General features: G+C 71.3%; 14 protein-coding genes. 8 read left to right on the top strand and 6 right to left on the bottom strand.

Annotated features, from left to right (window positions below):
* Positions 1 to 37: 37 nt before the first annotated feature.
* Both ABD366_RS10255 and ABD366_RS10250 read left to right on the top strand, forming a co-directional pair.
* A complete protein-coding gene (locus tag ABD366_RS10255; protein ID WP_324772510.1) occupies positions 38 to 808 on the top strand; it encodes a 4'-phosphopantetheinyl transferase family protein in 771 nt (256 codons plus the stop codon).
* 29 nt (positions 809 to 837) lie between these two features.
* Positions 838 to 1746, top strand: coding sequence for an alpha/beta hydrolase (locus ABD366_RS10250; RefSeq protein ID WP_324772511.1), 909 nt, complete (start codon positions 838 to 840; stop codon positions 1744 to 1746).
* Between the two features lie 46 nt (positions 1747 to 1792).
* Here the strand turns inward: ABD366_RS10250 and ABD366_RS10245 are convergent, their stop codons facing one another.
* The 6 genes from ABD366_RS10245 to ABD366_RS43455 form a co-directional block, all read right to left on the bottom strand.
* Positions 1793 to 3196, bottom strand: coding sequence for a response regulator transcription factor (locus ABD366_RS10245; RefSeq protein WP_324772512.1), 1404 nt, complete (start codon positions 3194 to 3196; stop codon positions 1793 to 1795).
* 12 nt (positions 3197 to 3208) lie between these two features.
* Entirely contained in the window at positions 3209 to 4864 is a 1656-nt protein-coding gene (locus tag ABD366_RS10240) for an ABC transporter ATP-binding protein (protein ID WP_324772513.1), read from the bottom strand.
* Complete coding sequence (locus ABD366_RS10235; RefSeq protein WP_324772514.1) at positions 4861 to 5775, bottom strand: ABC transporter permease; 915 nt, start codon at positions 5773 to 5775, stop codon at positions 4861 to 4863. Before ABD366_RS10235 ends, ABD366_RS10240 begins: the two co-directional genes overlap by 4 nt.
* The gene (locus tag ABD366_RS10230; protein WP_324772515.1) at positions 5772 to 6725 is read right to left on the bottom strand and encodes an ABC transporter permease; all 954 of its coding nucleotides are present in this window, start codon (positions 6723 to 6725) and stop codon (positions 5772 to 5774) included. Before ABD366_RS10230 ends, ABD366_RS10235 begins: the two co-directional genes overlap by 4 nt.
* A gap of 49 nt (positions 6726 to 6774) precedes the next feature.
* The gene (locus tag ABD366_RS10225; protein ID WP_324772516.1) at positions 6775 to 8403 is read right to left on the bottom strand and encodes an ABC transporter substrate-binding protein; all 1629 of its coding nucleotides are present in this window, start codon (positions 8401 to 8403) and stop codon (positions 6775 to 6777) included.
* Between the two features lie 119 nt (positions 8404 to 8522).
* Positions 8523 to 8639 (bottom strand): putative leader peptide, encoded by a 117-nt coding sequence (locus ABD366_RS43455; RefSeq protein WP_411293820.1) that lies wholly within the window; start codon positions 8637 to 8639, stop codon positions 8523 to 8525.
* A 159-nt stretch (positions 8640 to 8798) separates the two neighbouring features.
* On the opposite strand from ABD366_RS43455, the gene ABD366_RS10220 reads away from it, so the two are divergent.
* The 6 genes from ABD366_RS10220 to ABD366_RS10195 all read left to right on the top strand — a co-directional run bounded on the left by ABD366_RS10220 (position 8799) and on the right by ABD366_RS10195 (position 15413).
* On the top strand, positions 8799 to 9323 hold the full coding sequence (locus ABD366_RS10220) for a nuclear transport factor 2 family protein (protein ID WP_324772517.1): 525 nt from the start codon (positions 8799 to 8801) through the stop codon (positions 9321 to 9323).
* A 788-nt stretch (positions 9324 to 10111) separates the two neighbouring features.
* On the top strand, positions 10112 to 11446 hold the full coding sequence (locus tag ABD366_RS10215) for a LuxR C-terminal-related transcriptional regulator (protein ID WP_324772518.1): 1335 nt from the start codon (positions 10112 to 10114) through the stop codon (positions 11444 to 11446).
* Between the two features lie 226 nt (positions 11447 to 11672).
* Positions 11673 to 12209, top strand: coding sequence for a nuclear transport factor 2 family protein (locus ABD366_RS10210; RefSeq protein WP_324772519.1), 537 nt, complete (start codon positions 11673 to 11675; stop codon positions 12207 to 12209).
* 35 nt (positions 12210 to 12244) lie between these two features.
* Positions 12245 to 12670 carry a hypothetical protein gene (locus ABD366_RS10205; RefSeq protein ID WP_324772520.1) on the top strand — a complete coding sequence of 142 codons (426 nt, stop codon included), beginning with the start codon at positions 12245 to 12247 and terminating at the stop codon, positions 12668 to 12670.
* Positions 12671 to 12719: 49 nt separating this feature from the next.
* Positions 12720 to 13901, top strand: a complete 1182-nt coding sequence (locus tag ABD366_RS10200; RefSeq protein WP_324772521.1) for an acyl-CoA dehydrogenase family protein — start codon at positions 12720 to 12722, stop codon at positions 13899 to 13901.
* A gap of 9 nt (positions 13902 to 13910) precedes the next feature.
* Positions 13911 to 15413, top strand: coding sequence for an FAD-dependent monooxygenase (locus tag ABD366_RS10195; protein ID WP_324772522.1), 1503 nt, complete (start codon positions 13911 to 13913; stop codon positions 15411 to 15413).
* The last annotated feature ends 23 nt before the right edge of the window (positions 15414 to 15436 follow it).

The following is a 15436-nucleotide window of genomic DNA, read 5'->3' as shown; positions in this document are numbered from 1 at the left end:
CCTGCCCCTCGGCCTCCGTGCGACGCACCTCTGGGCCTTGCGTGTCCCCGGCCCTGGGCAGGAGCCGCCGAGCCAGGTCCTGGCGGAGCTCGACCCGCGCGAACGGCACCGGGCCGCCGGATTCCTGCGTACGCGCGATCGGCTGCGTTATGTCGCCGCCCATGTCGCGCTGCGCCGCGTTCTGGCGCTCTACCTGGGGCTGGAGCCGGGGGCCGTCCGGTTCGGCCGGGCCGAGTGCCCGCGCTGCCGCGGACCGCACGGGCGGCCGGAGGTGCGGGGTGCCGCGGGCGCGCCCCACTTCTCGCTGTCGCACAGCGGGGATCTGGCGATGGTGGCTGTGGCGAGGGAGCCGGTCGGTGTCGATGTCCAGACCGTTCCGCCGCTGGAAACCATGGAGTTGTGCGGGCATCGACTGCACCCGCAGGAGCGGGCTGAGATGTCCGAACTCCCCTTCGGTGAGCGGCCGTTGGCTTTCGCCCGGTTGTGGTCCCGTAAGGAGGCGTACCTGAAAGGACTCGGGTTCGGTCTGGCCCGCAGGCTCGACGCCGACTATTTCGGCGGCCGCGGACGCCCGGCCGGAGCGGTCGGCGAATGGCTCGTGCGCGATCTGGGTGATGTCGGGGGAGGCGCTGACGCCCGGGAGGCCGTCGCGGCCGTCGCTGTCCGTACGCGGAACGACCACCGGGTCACGCTACGGACGATTCCCCTGCGAGGGGTCTACGGGTCCGGCGCCGACGGGGCAGACCTGATGGCAGCGACGGCGCCGTTCCGCTCGGTGGACTTCGGCATGTGCGAGCGGTCGACGTGAGGCGGGGGACGGGCGTGCGCGGAACCAGCATGGCCGAGACGATGTCCCGCGGCGTACGGGACGTCACGCTCGACTCCGCGGACGGCCCGTTGTCCGCGCTCCTCTGCGAACCGTCCGGCGGACCCCCGCGGGCCGCGGTCGTCGCCCTGCACGGCGGCGGCATGCGGGCCGGATACTTCGACAGCACGGCCCACCCCGATCTGTCCCTGCTCACCCTGGGGGCCCGCCTGGGCTACACCGTCCTTGCCCTCGACCGGCCCGGCTACGGGCGGTCCGCGAAGCGCTTCCCGGACGGCAGGAGCCTCGACGAGCAGACGGTGGCGGTCCGTTCGGCGATCGCGGCCTTTGCCGCCGAGCGCGCCACGGGAGCGGGCGTGCTGCTGCTCGGGCACTCCTACGGCGGCAAACTCGCCCTGAGCGTCGTCGCCGCATCCGCCCCAAACCCCGTGATCGCCGTGGACGTGTCGGGGTGCGGGCGCCGTCCGGCCGCCGACCTGAACGACCCGGCGGGCGGCATTCGAGGGCTGCGCGGACGGCACCTCAACTGGGGCCCGTCGCGGCTGTATCCGCCCGGCGCCGTCGGATCCAGCGCGCGCATCGTGACACCCATGCCGCGCCGGGAGGCGGAGAACGTGGCGGACTGGGAGAGCCGCAGCAAGGAACTGCTGCCGCGGATCCGGGTGCCGGTCCGGCTGACGTTCGCCGAGTACGAGGCGTGGTGGCGGCACACCGACGAGGACCTGGCCGATCTCCGGGAGCGGCTGGTCCGCGCGCCCCGCGTCGTCCTGGACCGGCTGCCGGGCGCCGGTCACAACATCAGCCTCGGCCTGGCCGCCCGCACATACCACCTGCGCGCCTTCGCCTTCCTGGAGGAATCACTCCGTACGAGGCAGCTCTCAGAACCGTCCGGCGGCGCGGCGCCAGGCTCCGCATCGTGATGCCGCACGGCGGCCTGCTCGCCGACCGGTCCGGCGGACGCCGACCTCAGGCCTCGCCGAACCTGAACCCCACCCCCCATACCGTCACGATGAGCCCCGGCAGGCCGATCTTGGACCGGAGCGTGCTGACATGTGTGTCGAGCGTGCGCCCTGAGCCGGGGCCCGAGCCGGGAGAGCCCGGTTGCCCGCCCCAGATGTCGGCGATGAGCTGCGCCCGCGCGTGCACCGTCCGCGGCTGCGACGCCAGGCGGTGCAGCAGTGCGAACTCCTTGCGCGTCAACCGGACCGCTCGGTCGGCGAAGCGCACGTCCCCGGTCGTCGTGTCCAGCCTTAGCCGCCCCCGGCACAGCGCGGTTCCATGTGGATGCGGGCGAGTGGACCGGGCCCGGCGCAGCACGGCCTCGGCGCGGGCCAGCAGCTCCCGCGGATCGTCCTGGTGGGCGACGCAGTCGTCGGCGCCCGCCCGCAGGAACAGGATCCGGTCGAGTGTCCGGCCGGGCGCGGTGAAGGCGATGACGGGCAGGTCGCTCGCGGCGCGTACTTTCCGGCACACCTCGACGCCGTCCATGTCCGGCAACTGGGCGTGCACCAGCAGCAGATCGAACGCCTCGTGCACGGCCAGCGCCTCGGCCCCGGTGCCACAGGCGCGGGCGTGACAGCCGTGCCGGCGCAGTTGCGCCGTCAGAGCCGTGCGTGTGTCGGCATCGGGCACGGCGACCAGCACGCCGCGCGGCGGTGACGACCGGGGATACGCTGCTGCCGCGGCGCCGGTGGGTTCGAGGGCGAGCTGGAACCCGACGCCTCGCGCGGTGCGGATCCACTCGCTGTGCCCCAACTTGCGCCGCAGCGAGCTCACATGGGTGTCGAGCGTGCGCGAGGCCCGTACTCCGGCACCCTCGTCCAGCTGCCAGATCTCCCGCATGAGGTGCTGCCGGCCGACCACCGAACCGGTATGCCGGGCCAGACAGCGCAGTAGGTCGAACTCCTTGCGGGTGAGCGCGACCGGAGCCCCGGACACACGTATCTCGCGGGCGCCGGTGTCGATGTGCAGCGGGCCCAGTGTCATGGGACCAACGGCCGGGGGCGCCCACGGGCGGGTGTCGGACCTGCGGGCCAACGCCTCGATACGGGCGAGGAGTTCCTGGAACGTACAGGGCTTGTCGAGACAGGCGTCGGCTCCCGCTCGCAGAGCGAGGACCCGCTCGATCCCGGTTGTCCCGTCGGTGAGGGCAATGACCGGGGCCCGTGTGCTCTCCCGGATCCGGCGGCACACCTCCAGGCCGTCCATGTCCGGGAGCCGCAGGTCGAGCAGGACCAGGTCCGTCTGCCGGCAGGCCGTGACGGCGGCGCGTCCGGTGCCGACGACGACGGTCCGGTGGCCGTTGCGCCGCAGATCGCCCACCGGCGACCAGCCCGTCGCCCGGGTGTCCTCGGCCACCAGGATGCGCACGTCGGTCTCCTCTCAGGCGATCCGGGCGCGGCCCGGTACGGCGTCCAGCAAGGCACGGGTGTACGGATGGGAGGGCGCGGCGAACACGTCCCCGGTCGGCCCCGACTCGACCAGCCGGCCCGAGCGCAGCACGGCGACGCGGTGGGCGATCCGGCGCACCACGGCGAGGTCGTGCGAGACGAACAGGTACGCCACACCGGTCTCCTTTTGGAGCGTGGTGAGCAGGTCGAGAATCTGCGCCTGCACCGCGACGTCCAGCGCCGACACCGGTTCGTCGCAGATCACCAGCTCGGGGGAGAGGGTCAGTGCTCGGGCGATCGCCACGCGCTGGCGCTGCCCGCCCGAGAGCTCGGCGGGCCGGCGTGTCCCTACGTCGGAAGGCAGGGCGACGTGGTCCAGCAGGTCGCGGACCCGGTCCGCCCTGGCCGCGCTGTCGCCCACCCGGAAGGCGCGCAGCGGTTCGGCCACGATGTCGGCGATGTCCTGGCGCGGGTCCAGGGAGGCGTACGGATTCTGGTGGATCAGCTGGATGCGTCGGCGAAGTGCGCGCAGCCTGCTGCCGGTGGCCTCGGTGACGTCGTCGCCGTCGACCCGGATCCGGCCGGCGGTGGGCGCGAGCAGGCGCAGGATCAGCCGGGCCGTCGTCGTCTTGCCGGAGCCCGATTCACCGACCAGCGCCAGGGTCTCGCCGCGGCGCAGTGTCAGTGCGACATCATCGACGGCGCGGACGGTGCGCGGCCCGGCGCCGGAGCGGGGCAGCGGGAAGTCCTTGGTGAGGTGCTCGACCTCCAGCAGTGGCGTCACACCGGCGGCAGCCGGCGACCCCGACACCGGGGCGGGCCGGACGTCCCACCGGGGTACGGCGTCGAGAAGACGGCGCGTGCGGGCGGCCGCCGGTGCGGTCAGGACCTGCGCGGTCGGGCCCTGTTCGACGATCCGTCCGTCGGCCATGACCGCGATCCGGTCGGCTCGGTCGGCGGCGACGCCGAGATCGTGCGTGACGAGCAGTACCGCGGTTCCGGTGTCCCGGGCCAGGGACTGAAAGTGGTCGAGGATGCTCTGCTGCACGGTGACGTCGAGGGCGCTGGTGGGTTCGTCGGCGACGATCAGACGTGGGCCCGCCGCCATCGCGATCGCGATGAGGACACGCTGCCGCATCCCGCCCGACAGTTCATGGGGGTGGCGCCGCGCCTGAGTGCGCGGCTCGGGCAGTCCTACCAGCTCGAGCAGTTCGACGGCCCGCTCGCGCGCGTCGCGCCGGGACGCGAGACGGTGGATGCGCAGCACCTCGGCGACCTGCGTCCCCACGCGGCGCACCGGATTGAGGGAGACGGCCGGATCCTGCGGGACCAGGCCGATATGAGCGCCGCGCAACGCCCGCAGCTCCCGCTCCGCCAGGCCGGTCAGCTCACGCCCGCCGAACGTGACCCGCCCGGCGTCGACCCGGCCGCCGGGCGGCAGCAGCCCGGTGATCGCGTGTGCCGTACTGCTCTTGCCCGACCCGGACTCGCCGACGAGCGCGACGATCTCCCCGGCCGCGATGTCGAGATCCACGCCCCGCGCGGCCTCCGCCCGGCCGGCCCGGCTCGGGTAGGAGACCGTCAGGCCGCGTACCGACAGCAGGGCCGAGTCCGTTTGTACGCTGTCGCTCTCGCGCACCATGGTCATCGGCTCTCCTCCCATTCGCCGCCCAGCGCACGGGAGATGCGGTGGGTGGACAGGACGAACGCGGCGACGACGAGACCGGCGATCGTCGACATCCACCAAGCGTCGGACAGATAGTCCCGGCCGTGGGCGATGAGGGTGCCCCACTCGGGTGCGGGCGGCGGCGCTCCGTAACCGAGGAAGCTCAGCGACGCCACGGACAGGACGGCCGTCCCGAGGTCGAGAACGGCCAGGACCAGTACGGGCCCGGCAGCGTTCCGCACCACGTGGCGGGCCAGGACGGAGTACCACCGTGCTCCGCCGAGGCGGGCCGCCTCCACGTACTCGGCGTGCCGCACCCGCAGCACCTCCGCGCGTGTGACCCGGGCGAACCCGGCCACACCGGCCACCCCGACCGCCAGCGCCACCGGCATCGTGCCCCGGCCGAGCGCCGTCACCACGGCGAGGGAGAGGAACAGGCCGGGCACGGCCAGGAGTACGTCGACGATCCGCATCAGCACGCTTTCGACCGGCCCTCCGACGAATCCGGCGACGAGCCCGAGCCCGCCGCCCACGACGAACGCGACGGCCACGGCGACCAGCGTCGCGCGCAGCGAGACCCGCGCACCGTGTACTACCCGCGCGAAGAGGTCACGGCCCAGCTCGTCGGTGCCGAACCAGTGCGCGGCGCTCGGCGGTCGGAGTATCTCGGCGGGCACGCCGCGCAGCGGATCACGGCCGGTGAACACCTCGGGCCAGAACGCGGCGACCACCAGCGCGGCGACCACGAGCAGGGCCAGTACGAGCCCCGGGCGGCGCACCAGGAAACGCAGCAGACGCCAGCCGCCGGAGTCGTGCCCGCGCCCGGCGAGGGGGAGCGGCGGCGCGAGGTCCAGCCGTTCCTGCACGCTCGCCGCCTCGGTGTCCGGACTCATGCGGGGCTCCTTCGTACGGAGACGGCGATGCGCTGGTCGAGCAGCGGATACACCAGGTCGACCAGGAGATTGACGAGCACGAAGACCAGCGCGCCGAACACCACGACGCCTTGGACGACCGGCACGTCCTGGACGGTGACGGCGTCCGTGGTGACACGGCCCAGACCGTGCCGCGAGAAGACGTTCTCGACGACGACGGCGTTGGCCGTCAGCTGACCCGCGAGCACCCCGACCACCGTGAGTGCGGGCAGCGACGCGTTGCGCAGCGCGTGATGGAACTGCACGCGGGCCCGCCCCGCGCCCTTGGCTCGCGCGGTGTGCACGTACGGCGTGCCGAGCTCGGTGAGCAGGCTCTTGGAGAGCACCTGCGCCACGAGCACCGCCGCGGGAAGCGCCAGGGTGAGTGAGGGCAACACGAGCCCGGCCGGACCGCCGTCGCCGAACGCGGGGAACAGCGGGACCCGGAACGCGAACAGCTGGACGAGCATCAGGCCGACCCAGAACGAGGGCAGGCTGATGCCCACGGCGGGCACCGAGAGCAGCAGATTGCGCAGCCGGCGTCGCGGTACGGACGTCGCGGTCAGGGCGAGGCCACCGCCGAGGAGTGCCGCCAACGGCAGTGCCACACCCGTCAGTTGCAGTGTCGGGGGCAACGCATCCGAGAGGATGTCCGTCACCGGCCGGCCGGTCGCGAGGGAATTGCCGAAGTCACCGTGCAGCGCACGGCCGAGCGAACTCGCGTACCGGACCAGGACCGGCTCGTCGAAGCCGTACTGCGCCCGCAGTTCGTCGAGCCGCCGCTGACCCACGGGTCCGGAGTCCGACCCCGTCCCCGCCATCGCGGCGACCGGGTCGCCGGGCAGCAGATCCAGCAGGAAGAAGGTCAGCGTGTACGCCCCCCACAGCACGCCGGCGGTCTGGGCCAGACGCCAGGCCACGTACCGTCTCATCTCGCTCTCCCCATGTTCCGTACGATCCCGGCCCCGCCCGGCCGGCGCTTCAGCGCTTCCATGTGTCGTGCAGCTGTACGCCGCCCGAGGCGCCGATGGTCAGTCCGTGCACCTGGCCCGAGGCACCGATCAGCGTTTCCTGGTCGGCGATCGGTACGACGTATGCCTGACGGACAATCAACTTCTGTGCCTGTGACACGAAGCCGTCGCGCTTCTCGGGGTCGAGGGTGGCTGCCTGCCGGTCCAGCGGGGAGTCGAGCCCGGCGCCGTCCGGGAGACGGTAGGAGTTCACGAGGCGCGTGGAGTAGAGGGTGCGCAGGCCGTCGGGGTCGGCACGGGTGAGGTCACCGCCCCACAGGGCGTCGTACTTCCCGGCCCGTATGGTCTCCGGGAACTGCGGTACCTGGAGCTGCCGGACGGTCAGCTCGATGCCGACGTCCTTCAGCTGCTGCTGCACCAGTTCGAGAGCGGTGCGCTGGGCCCCGGCCGTGCTGAACGACACCACGGTCAGGCTCAGCCGCTGCCCGCCCTTGCGGCGGATGCCGTCGCCGCCCTCGCGCCAACCCGCGGCCTTCAGCAGGGACTTCGCCCGTGCCGGGGCGAAGTCGAGATCGGCTGTCAGGTCCACGTGGCCCGGCGTCGTACGGGACAGCACACTCGTCGCGGGACGCGTGCCGGAGGGGAAGACCGCGGCGGTGATCTCCTTGCGGTCGACCGCCACCTGCGCCGCCTGGCGCACCCGGACGTCACGGGTGAGCGGACGGTCGTTGTTGAAGCCAAGGTTGAGCACCACGCCCGGGTTGGCGCGCCGTACGACCGCCGATCCCGAACGGCGCAGGGACACCTCGTCCTGGCGGCGGATGCCGCCGATCACATCGACCTGCCCGGAACCCAGGCTCCCGGCGCGCACCCCCGGTTCGGCGACGACGTCGAACGTCACGGTGTCGAGGTACGCCGCGCCCCTCTTCGCCCACCGCGTCGGTCCCCAGTCGTACGTGGCGCGCTTCTTCAGGACGAGGGACTGGCTGGGGCGATAGCGCGAGACCGTGAACGGGCCCGAGCCGTGCACACCGTCAGTGCATCGCTGCTGAGGGGTGCGGGCGGTGTCGGCGGGGGACACCAGGCCGAGCGCAGCCGTCGAAGTGGCTTGCAAGAACTGGGCGTTGGGTCGGTCGAAAGTGATTCTGACGGTGTGCCGGCCGATGACCTCGGCCCGTCGGTAACCGTCAAGATGTCCCTGGGCGAGGATGGCGAGGCCGCCGAGCTCCGGTATCGCGTCGAAGTTCTTCTTCACCGCTGCCGCGTCCACCGGAACCCCGTCGCTGAACGTGGCGCCGGGGCGCAGCTGGAAGGTGAAAGTCCGCGCGTCGTCGCTCACCTGCCAACTCCGGGCAAGCCATGGGACGATACGGCCCGAGGACGGGTCCTGGTCGGTGAGTGAGTCGACCGTCTGTCTCAGTGCGTACAGCGTGTCGCTGCTGCCGACCTGCTGCGGGTCCAGGCACCCGGCGTCGGTGCCCACGGCGAAGGTCAGATTCCCGCCCGACCGCGGGGGACCGGCGTCGCCGTTCTGGCTGCCGGACACGGCGCCGCCACAAGCGCCGACGGAGAACAGGGTCATCATGGCCAGGGCGGGCATCCAGAACACCCGGGCCGGCCGGGATCGCAACGTCTTCACAGGCGCAACTCCATGCGGGAGGGGCGCTGCGCCGGCAGGGCGGCAGCGCACGGCAGATGTGGCGTACGGGGGTCGTCACCGCGGGAGAGAAGCCGCCGGGACGAGAGAGGGTGGGTCGGTCAGCCGGCGGGACACGCCGCGCTGCTGACACGCGCCAGATCGATGTGACGCCGCGCGAAGAAGAGGCGGGCCGCTACGGGCAGATCTGAAAGGGCGGGGAATCGCGACTTCCGCATGGTGAATGAACCTCCTGCCTGCGGATGCCGGACCGCCGAATGCCGGGAACCATACAGATGTCCCGGGAACGTGGTCAACAGCGGCCTGCGTGAATATGCGTCCGCGGAAATTCCACAACGGTTCAGCGCCGGCCGGGCATCGGGAGCCGTCGTGGCATCATGAGCGAGAACTCAGCGAACCTGTCCGAAAGGAAAGAAGTGACGTCATCGAACGACGAGCTCCTCGCCACCGTCGCCGCGGAGCGGGAGATTTACCAGACCTTCTACAAGTTCTTCCGGCTGGTGGACACCAACCGGTACGAGCAACTGGTCGAGTGCTTCACCAAGGACGCGCTGATCGAGTACGACGTGATGCCCGGACCGGTCCAGCGGTTCCACGGACGTGACGAGTTCACCGCCTTCATGTCGCGGAGTCTGCCGTGGAAGCGTGAACCGACCGTCGCCCACGTACTGGGCCAGACCATCGTCGAGTGGACGGACGGCAAGCCGCACGTCCAGGCCTATGCCACCGTCTGGCACTGGAGCGCGACCCGCACCGCCGACGGTCGCCACCGCCCTGCCGACTGGACCGTGGTGGGCCTGGTGGAGGACGACTTCGAGCAGGAGGACGGCCGCTGGCTGATCAGCCGCCGCCATGTCGCGCCGGTCGCCGGGCTCGTCGCGGCGGGGAGGGGGCCGATGTAGCGTCGCACCGGTGCCGCCGCGGTGCGGCGCACTGGTCTGCCGTCACCTGTCACCTATGTATCCGAATGCCTTTCACCAGTGCCCACGCACACTCGAGGGCGGGTGTTCCTGAATACCTGTTACCTATGTATCCGAATACTGGGCCGTCCTGTCGCGATAACTGTCACCTATGTTCCCGGAACATTCCGCGGGCAGTCCGTGTAATTCACGGACAGTGGCGACCGATGGGGCCGCGACCGACTCCCGGTTGTGGCAATCTTCACGTTTCAACAGTGCGGTCCGGTCTCGGACGACGCTTTCCGGACAGTGCCGGAGTCTTTCCCGGACGGGAATTGAGGGCCGATTGAGCCGCCGCGTTACCGGATGTGCACGAAGACCGCCCCGCTCCTGTCTGCAGGCGACCGTTCCACGGCGGCAGAAATGAGCCGTACCGGCCGGTCTGCGGTTTCACACGGCAGCAATGTCAGGAGTGTACGGTCGGCACGAAGCACTCCGGCCCCCGCCCCACAGGGGCGCGGCCAGGCGCGCGGACAACGACGACCGCCCCCAGCCGCCCTACCCCGGGCACCGGCCGTCTCCTCCGACGCACCGCGCGCCACCCCGACGAACCGAACGTGCCCGTGAAGGCGCGTCCGGCGTCGGCGCCCGCCCTCCCCCCACACCGGATCGTCGTTCAACTCCCGGTCGCCGAGCAGGCCATGACGTCCGTCCGGGCGTGGCCGAGGGCTCGCACGCAGGAGTACCTGCGGCACGAGAACGGAATCCACAAGCCAGGCCAGGGGGAATCGATGATGAAGACGACCGCGAGCGTGAGACCCACGGCGGCGACCCGAGCCGCCGCGGCCCCGGCCGCAGCATGCGGCGGGACACGGGGCGGCCCCGGCCTGTTCCGCGAGGGCTCGGCGATCTACATACCCGGCCGGCTCGACCCGGCCGACACCGAACGAATACCTCCGGACGAAGTCTGCTTGTCCCTGCACAGCCTGGAACTCGCTCATCTCGGCGTCCGCCGGGCCGCCGTGCACGAGCAGGTCGAGAGCATCCTCGGACAGAAGGACCGACGCGGGCACGCATACTGCATGTGGCTCGCGCTCCTCACCCTCCTCTACACCGGTGACCTCCCCTCCGCCCACGAGGAGTGCCGTCAACTGGCCCGCGATCCGCGGTGGTTGGGCTCGCCGCAGCACCAGGTCATGCTCACGCTGCTGCGCGCCCGGATCAGCCTGCTCGCCGGGGACGGCGTCAAGGCGGCGGGGCTGCTCGCCGACGCCCTCGGCCAGGACATGCCGGAATCCGTCTCCCGGCTGGCCGCCGCCTGGCTCATCGAGGCGCAGATCCTGACCGGCCGCCTCGACGACGCCCATCGGACCCTGCTCCAGCAGGAACTCGCGGGCCGGCTGGCCGCGGACATGCCTGACGTCGTCCACGTCCTCGCGGCCCGCGGCTCGCTGCACATGGCGACCGGCCACTTCCAGCACGCACTGGACGACTTCACCGCGTGCGGCCGGCTGCTCGTCACCTGGAACGTCGCCAACCCCGCCGTCATCCCCTGGCGTTCACGCGCCGTCTTCGCGGCCCTCGGCACCGGACGCCGCGATCTCGCGGCCGCCCTGGCCGACGACGAACTCACCGCGGCCCGCACCTGGGGTTCGCCGCGAGGCATCGGCCTCGCCCTGCACGCCGTCGCGGTGGCCCGTGGTGACGGCCCCGCCGTGGCACTCCTGGAGGAGGCGGTAGACCTGCTCGATCTCGCCCACGCCCGTGGCGAGTTGATCCACGCCTTGCACGACCTCGCCACTCTGCACGGCGAACGCGGCGACCCGGCCGCGGGGCGCGGCCGGCTGGAGACCGCCGCCGCGGTGGCCCGCGAGAGCCGCAACGGCCTGTGGCTCGACCGCATCAGGGCCTCGCTCGACCGACAGGACGTCCCCCTGCTGACGAGCCAGGAGCTGCGCATCAGCCGGCTGGCACGGTCGGGATACAGCAACCGGGAGATCGCCGAGTCACTGTTCCTCGCCGTCCGCACCGTCGAGTTCCATCTGTCCAGCGTTTACCGCAAGCTCGGCATCTCCGGTCGCAGGGAACTGCATTCCGCCCTCGGCTCGGTCCATTCGGGGCAATAGAAGCCGTCCTGCTTGAGCGTCCCCGACGCGCCGCTCACCCGAACACCGGGTGGGCGGCGCTTTTCCGTAGCGCATACGCCTGCCCGCAGTGAACCCGCAAAGAAGCCTACGGTCGAACCGTAGACTCTCCCGGCGCCCCTTGTGAGGAACCGGTACCGACTGCGAAGGTCGAATAGCCGGACAGCTTCCCGATGACCGTACCGTCGACCGAGGGGCCCCTTCGTCCATGTCGCAGTACACGAAAAACGCAGAAAATCCGGAAGAGGCGCAACTCGCCGACCTCGTGAAGTCGCTCGGTGAGCGGGTCCGGATTCTGGAGGACATCCAGGAACTCGGCCGACTGCGTGCCGAGTTGCCGCGCCGCATCAACGACGAACAGTGGGACCGGGTCGCGGACCTTTTCGCACAGGACTCGCACCTCGATTACGCGCACCTCGGCCAGGCCGCGGGAAAGGACGCGATCCACGCCTACTTCAGCGCGCTGCCGGGCCTCATTCAGCAGGACAGGCCCGGCTCCCGGCTGCTGGTCAAGCAGTTCCTGCACGCCCACGACGTGCAGGTGCACGGCGACCGGGCCACCGGAGTCAGCTTCTTCGAGGAGCGGGTCGTCTTCGACGACGACAGCGCCATGGTGGCCGGCAAGTTCACCGACACCTATGTGCGCGAGAACGGCACGTGGCTCTTCTCCCGCATCGAACTGACCCTCTACTGGGTTCTTCCCCACCCCGCGGGACTATCCGCGCAAGACGGTGCAGCCGCCTGAACCGTCCACCATCGAGCGAGGCAGGCAGAATTCTCATGCTCCAGAAGAACACGACGAAGCGTCTCGGCTATTGGCTGCTCCATCTGCACCGGCTTTTCGACGAGGCGACCGCGCACGCGCTGACCGAGGAAGAACTGAATCGACGGCAATGGCAGGTGCTGCACGCCATCAGTATCGGACTTCCCACGGTTTCCGCCATCGACAGCGCCTTCGCGCCGTTCCTGGCCATCGACGGCGAAGAAACCTATCAGCCGGTGGTCGACGATTTCATCGGACGCGGCTGGGTCGCGGCCACCGGCGAACAGGTCGCCCTCACCGACAACGGGCACTTTGCGCACGAGCGGGCCGAAAAGCTCGTGAACGCACATGCCGCGAACTCCCTGGCGGGCATAACGGAAGCCGAATTCCTCGCCGCCAATGACGTTCTGGCCCGGATCGCCGCCAACCTCGAGCGCGAGTGACGGAGCGCCAGGTGCCCGAGACCGCGACAAGCCCCCGCCGGAGGATCTGATGCCGCACCGCACCGCCCCGAGCCGCGCCGAACTCGTCGACGCCGCAGCCAAGTTGGTACCCCTGCTGCGCTCCCGCGCCCTGTGGATCGACGAGCACCGGCGGCTGCCGGACGACGTCATCGAGGCGATCGAGGACTCCGGACTGCTGAAGATGCAGGTGCCGGCGCAGTACGGCGGATACGAGTCGGACATCCGCGCCTACGTCGACGTACTCGCCGAGGTGGCCAGGGGCAACAGTTCCGTCGCCTTCTGCCTCTCCGTGTACGCCTCGCTCGGCTGGATGACCGGACTGTGGCCGGACGAGGCGCTCGACGAGGTGTACACCGACCCCCAGGTGCGGGTGAGCGGCACCACGGCGCCCACCGGAACCGCCCGCCGCACCGAGGGCGGCTATGTCCTCAACGGCAGCTGGGGCTTCAACAGCGGTGTCCTGCACAGCCAGTGGAAGATCAACGTCGCGATGCCCGAGGACTCCACGGGACCCGCGATCCCGCTCTTCTGCCTCGTCCCCGTCTCCGACCTGCGGATCAAGGACGACTGGTACACCACGGGGCTGCGCGGCTCCGGCAGCGTCACCACCGTGGCCGAGGACGTCTTCGTCCCAGAGCACCGGGTCATCACCGGCGCCGACTTCTACCAGAGCGGCGGCCGGTCCCTGGTCAACGCCGCCAAGCCCGCCTACGGCGTCCCGGTCCTCGTCACCACGAACGCCATCCAGGTCGGCCAGCTCATCGGCGCCGCCCGGTACGCACTGTCCGCGTTCCTCGAACGGCTCCCCGGCCGCCCGATGACCTACACCGACTACCCGAGCCAGCGCGAGGCCCCGCTCACCCACCTCCAGGTCGGCGAGGCCGCCCTGCTCATCGAGGACGCCGAGAGCCGCGCCCATCGCTTCGCCGACCTGATCGCGGGCAAGACCGAGCGCGGCGAGTCGTGGAGCACCGACGAGCGGGTCGCCTCCCGGGTGCAGATCGGCTGGATCGCCCAGCAGTGCAAGAAGGCCGTCGACATCCTCGCGCAGGCCAGCGGCGGCTCCTCGATCCACCAGGACGTGCCCATCACCCGGATCCAGCGGGATCTGCACGCCGCCACCCTGCACGCCATGATCACGCCCGGCGTCAACGTGGAGCTCTACGGCCGGTCCCTGTGCGGCCTCGAACCCAACTCGGCCTACCTCTAGGGGGATCGCATGGACCGCACGGACACCTCTGTCATCGTCGTCGGCGCAGGCCCTGCCGGGCTCATGCTGGCCGGTGAACTCCGACTCGCCGGCATCGACGTCATCGTGCTCGAACGCCTAAAACGGCCCACCGGCCAGTCCCGCGGCATCGGCTTCACCGTCCGCACCATGGAGATCTTCGACCAGCGGGGCCTGCTGCCCCGGTTCGGCGCCATCGAGACCAGCACCGCGGGACACTTCGGGGGGCTGCCGCTCGACCTCGGCGTCCTGGGCGCCGCCCACGAGGCCGTCCGTACCGTCCCGCAGTCCCGCACCGAGGCCGTACTCGAAGCCTGGGCACGGGAGTTGGGCGCCGGCATCCGCCGCGGCCAGGAGGTCACCGGGCTCACCGAGGACGCCGACGGGGTCAGCGTCGCCGTCAAGGGCGCCGACCGTGCCCTGCGCGGACGCTACGTCGTCGGCTGCGACGGAGGCCGCAGCACCGTCCGCAAACTCACCGGTTTCGACTTCCCCGGCACGCCCGCGACGACCGAGCTGTTCGTCGCCGACCTGCGCGGCGTGGACCTCGCGGCGAAGATGACCGCGGACCCGTCGGCCGGCGGCCTGGTCATGGTGGCGCACCTGCCCGACGGGATCACGCGGATCATCGCCGCCGAGCGTGGCGCACCCCCGGTGCGGCGCACGGAGCCGCCGGAGTTCAGCGAGGTCGCGGACGTCTTCAAGCGCCTCACCGACGTAGACATCTCCGCCGCCCGTCCGGTCTGGCTCAGCGCCTTCACCGACGCCGCGCGGCAGGTCACCCAGTACCGGAGCGGCCGGGTGCTGCTCTCCGGAGACGCCGCCCACATCCACCTCCCGGCCGGCGGCCAGGGCATGAACACCTCGCTGCAGGACTCCGTCAACCTGGGCTGGAAGCTGGCCTCCGTGGTCCGCGGCACCGCCCCCGAGGCGCTCCTGGACACCTACCACGAGGAGCGGCACGAGGTCGGACGCCGGCTGCTCGCCAACACGCGCGCCCAGAGCCTGTTGATCCTCGGCGGCGACGACGTGGCACCGCTGCGCGACGTGCTCGGTTCTCTCCTGGACATCGACGAGGTGGCCCGCAGGCTCGCCGAACGGGCCGCCGGTCTCGACATCCGCTACGACGTCGGCGGTGGCCGGCACCCACTGCTCGGCGCCCGCCTGCCCGAACTCGCCCTGCACGACGGGCGCCGGACCACCACCTCCACCGAACTGCTGCGCCCGGGACGCGGGCTGCTCCTCGACCTCGACGACAGCGCCGGGCTGCGCCGCCGTGCCCAGCCCTGGAACCACCGGATCGACGTGGTGACGGCCGCTGCGCGCGGCCTCCCGGAGTCCGGCCCGCTGACCGGGACCACGGGCGTGCTCGTGCGTCCCGACGGACACGTCGCGTGGGCCGCACCCGGCAGCCACCACGACCTGCCCATGGCGCTGACCCGGTGGTTCGGCCCCGCCCGCCCGGCCCTGTCCGCACGAGCTACCGCCGCGTGAGCGACCGCCGCACAAGCGACCAA

The organism is Streptomyces kunmingensis (genome assembly GCF_039533535.1).
Taxonomy (GTDB): domain Bacteria; phylum Actinomycetota; class Actinomycetes; order Streptomycetales; family Streptomycetaceae; genus Streptomyces; species Streptomyces kunmingensis.
Note: the sequence above shows the minus strand (reverse complement) of the source record. Positions and strands in the feature narration are given on the sequence as shown.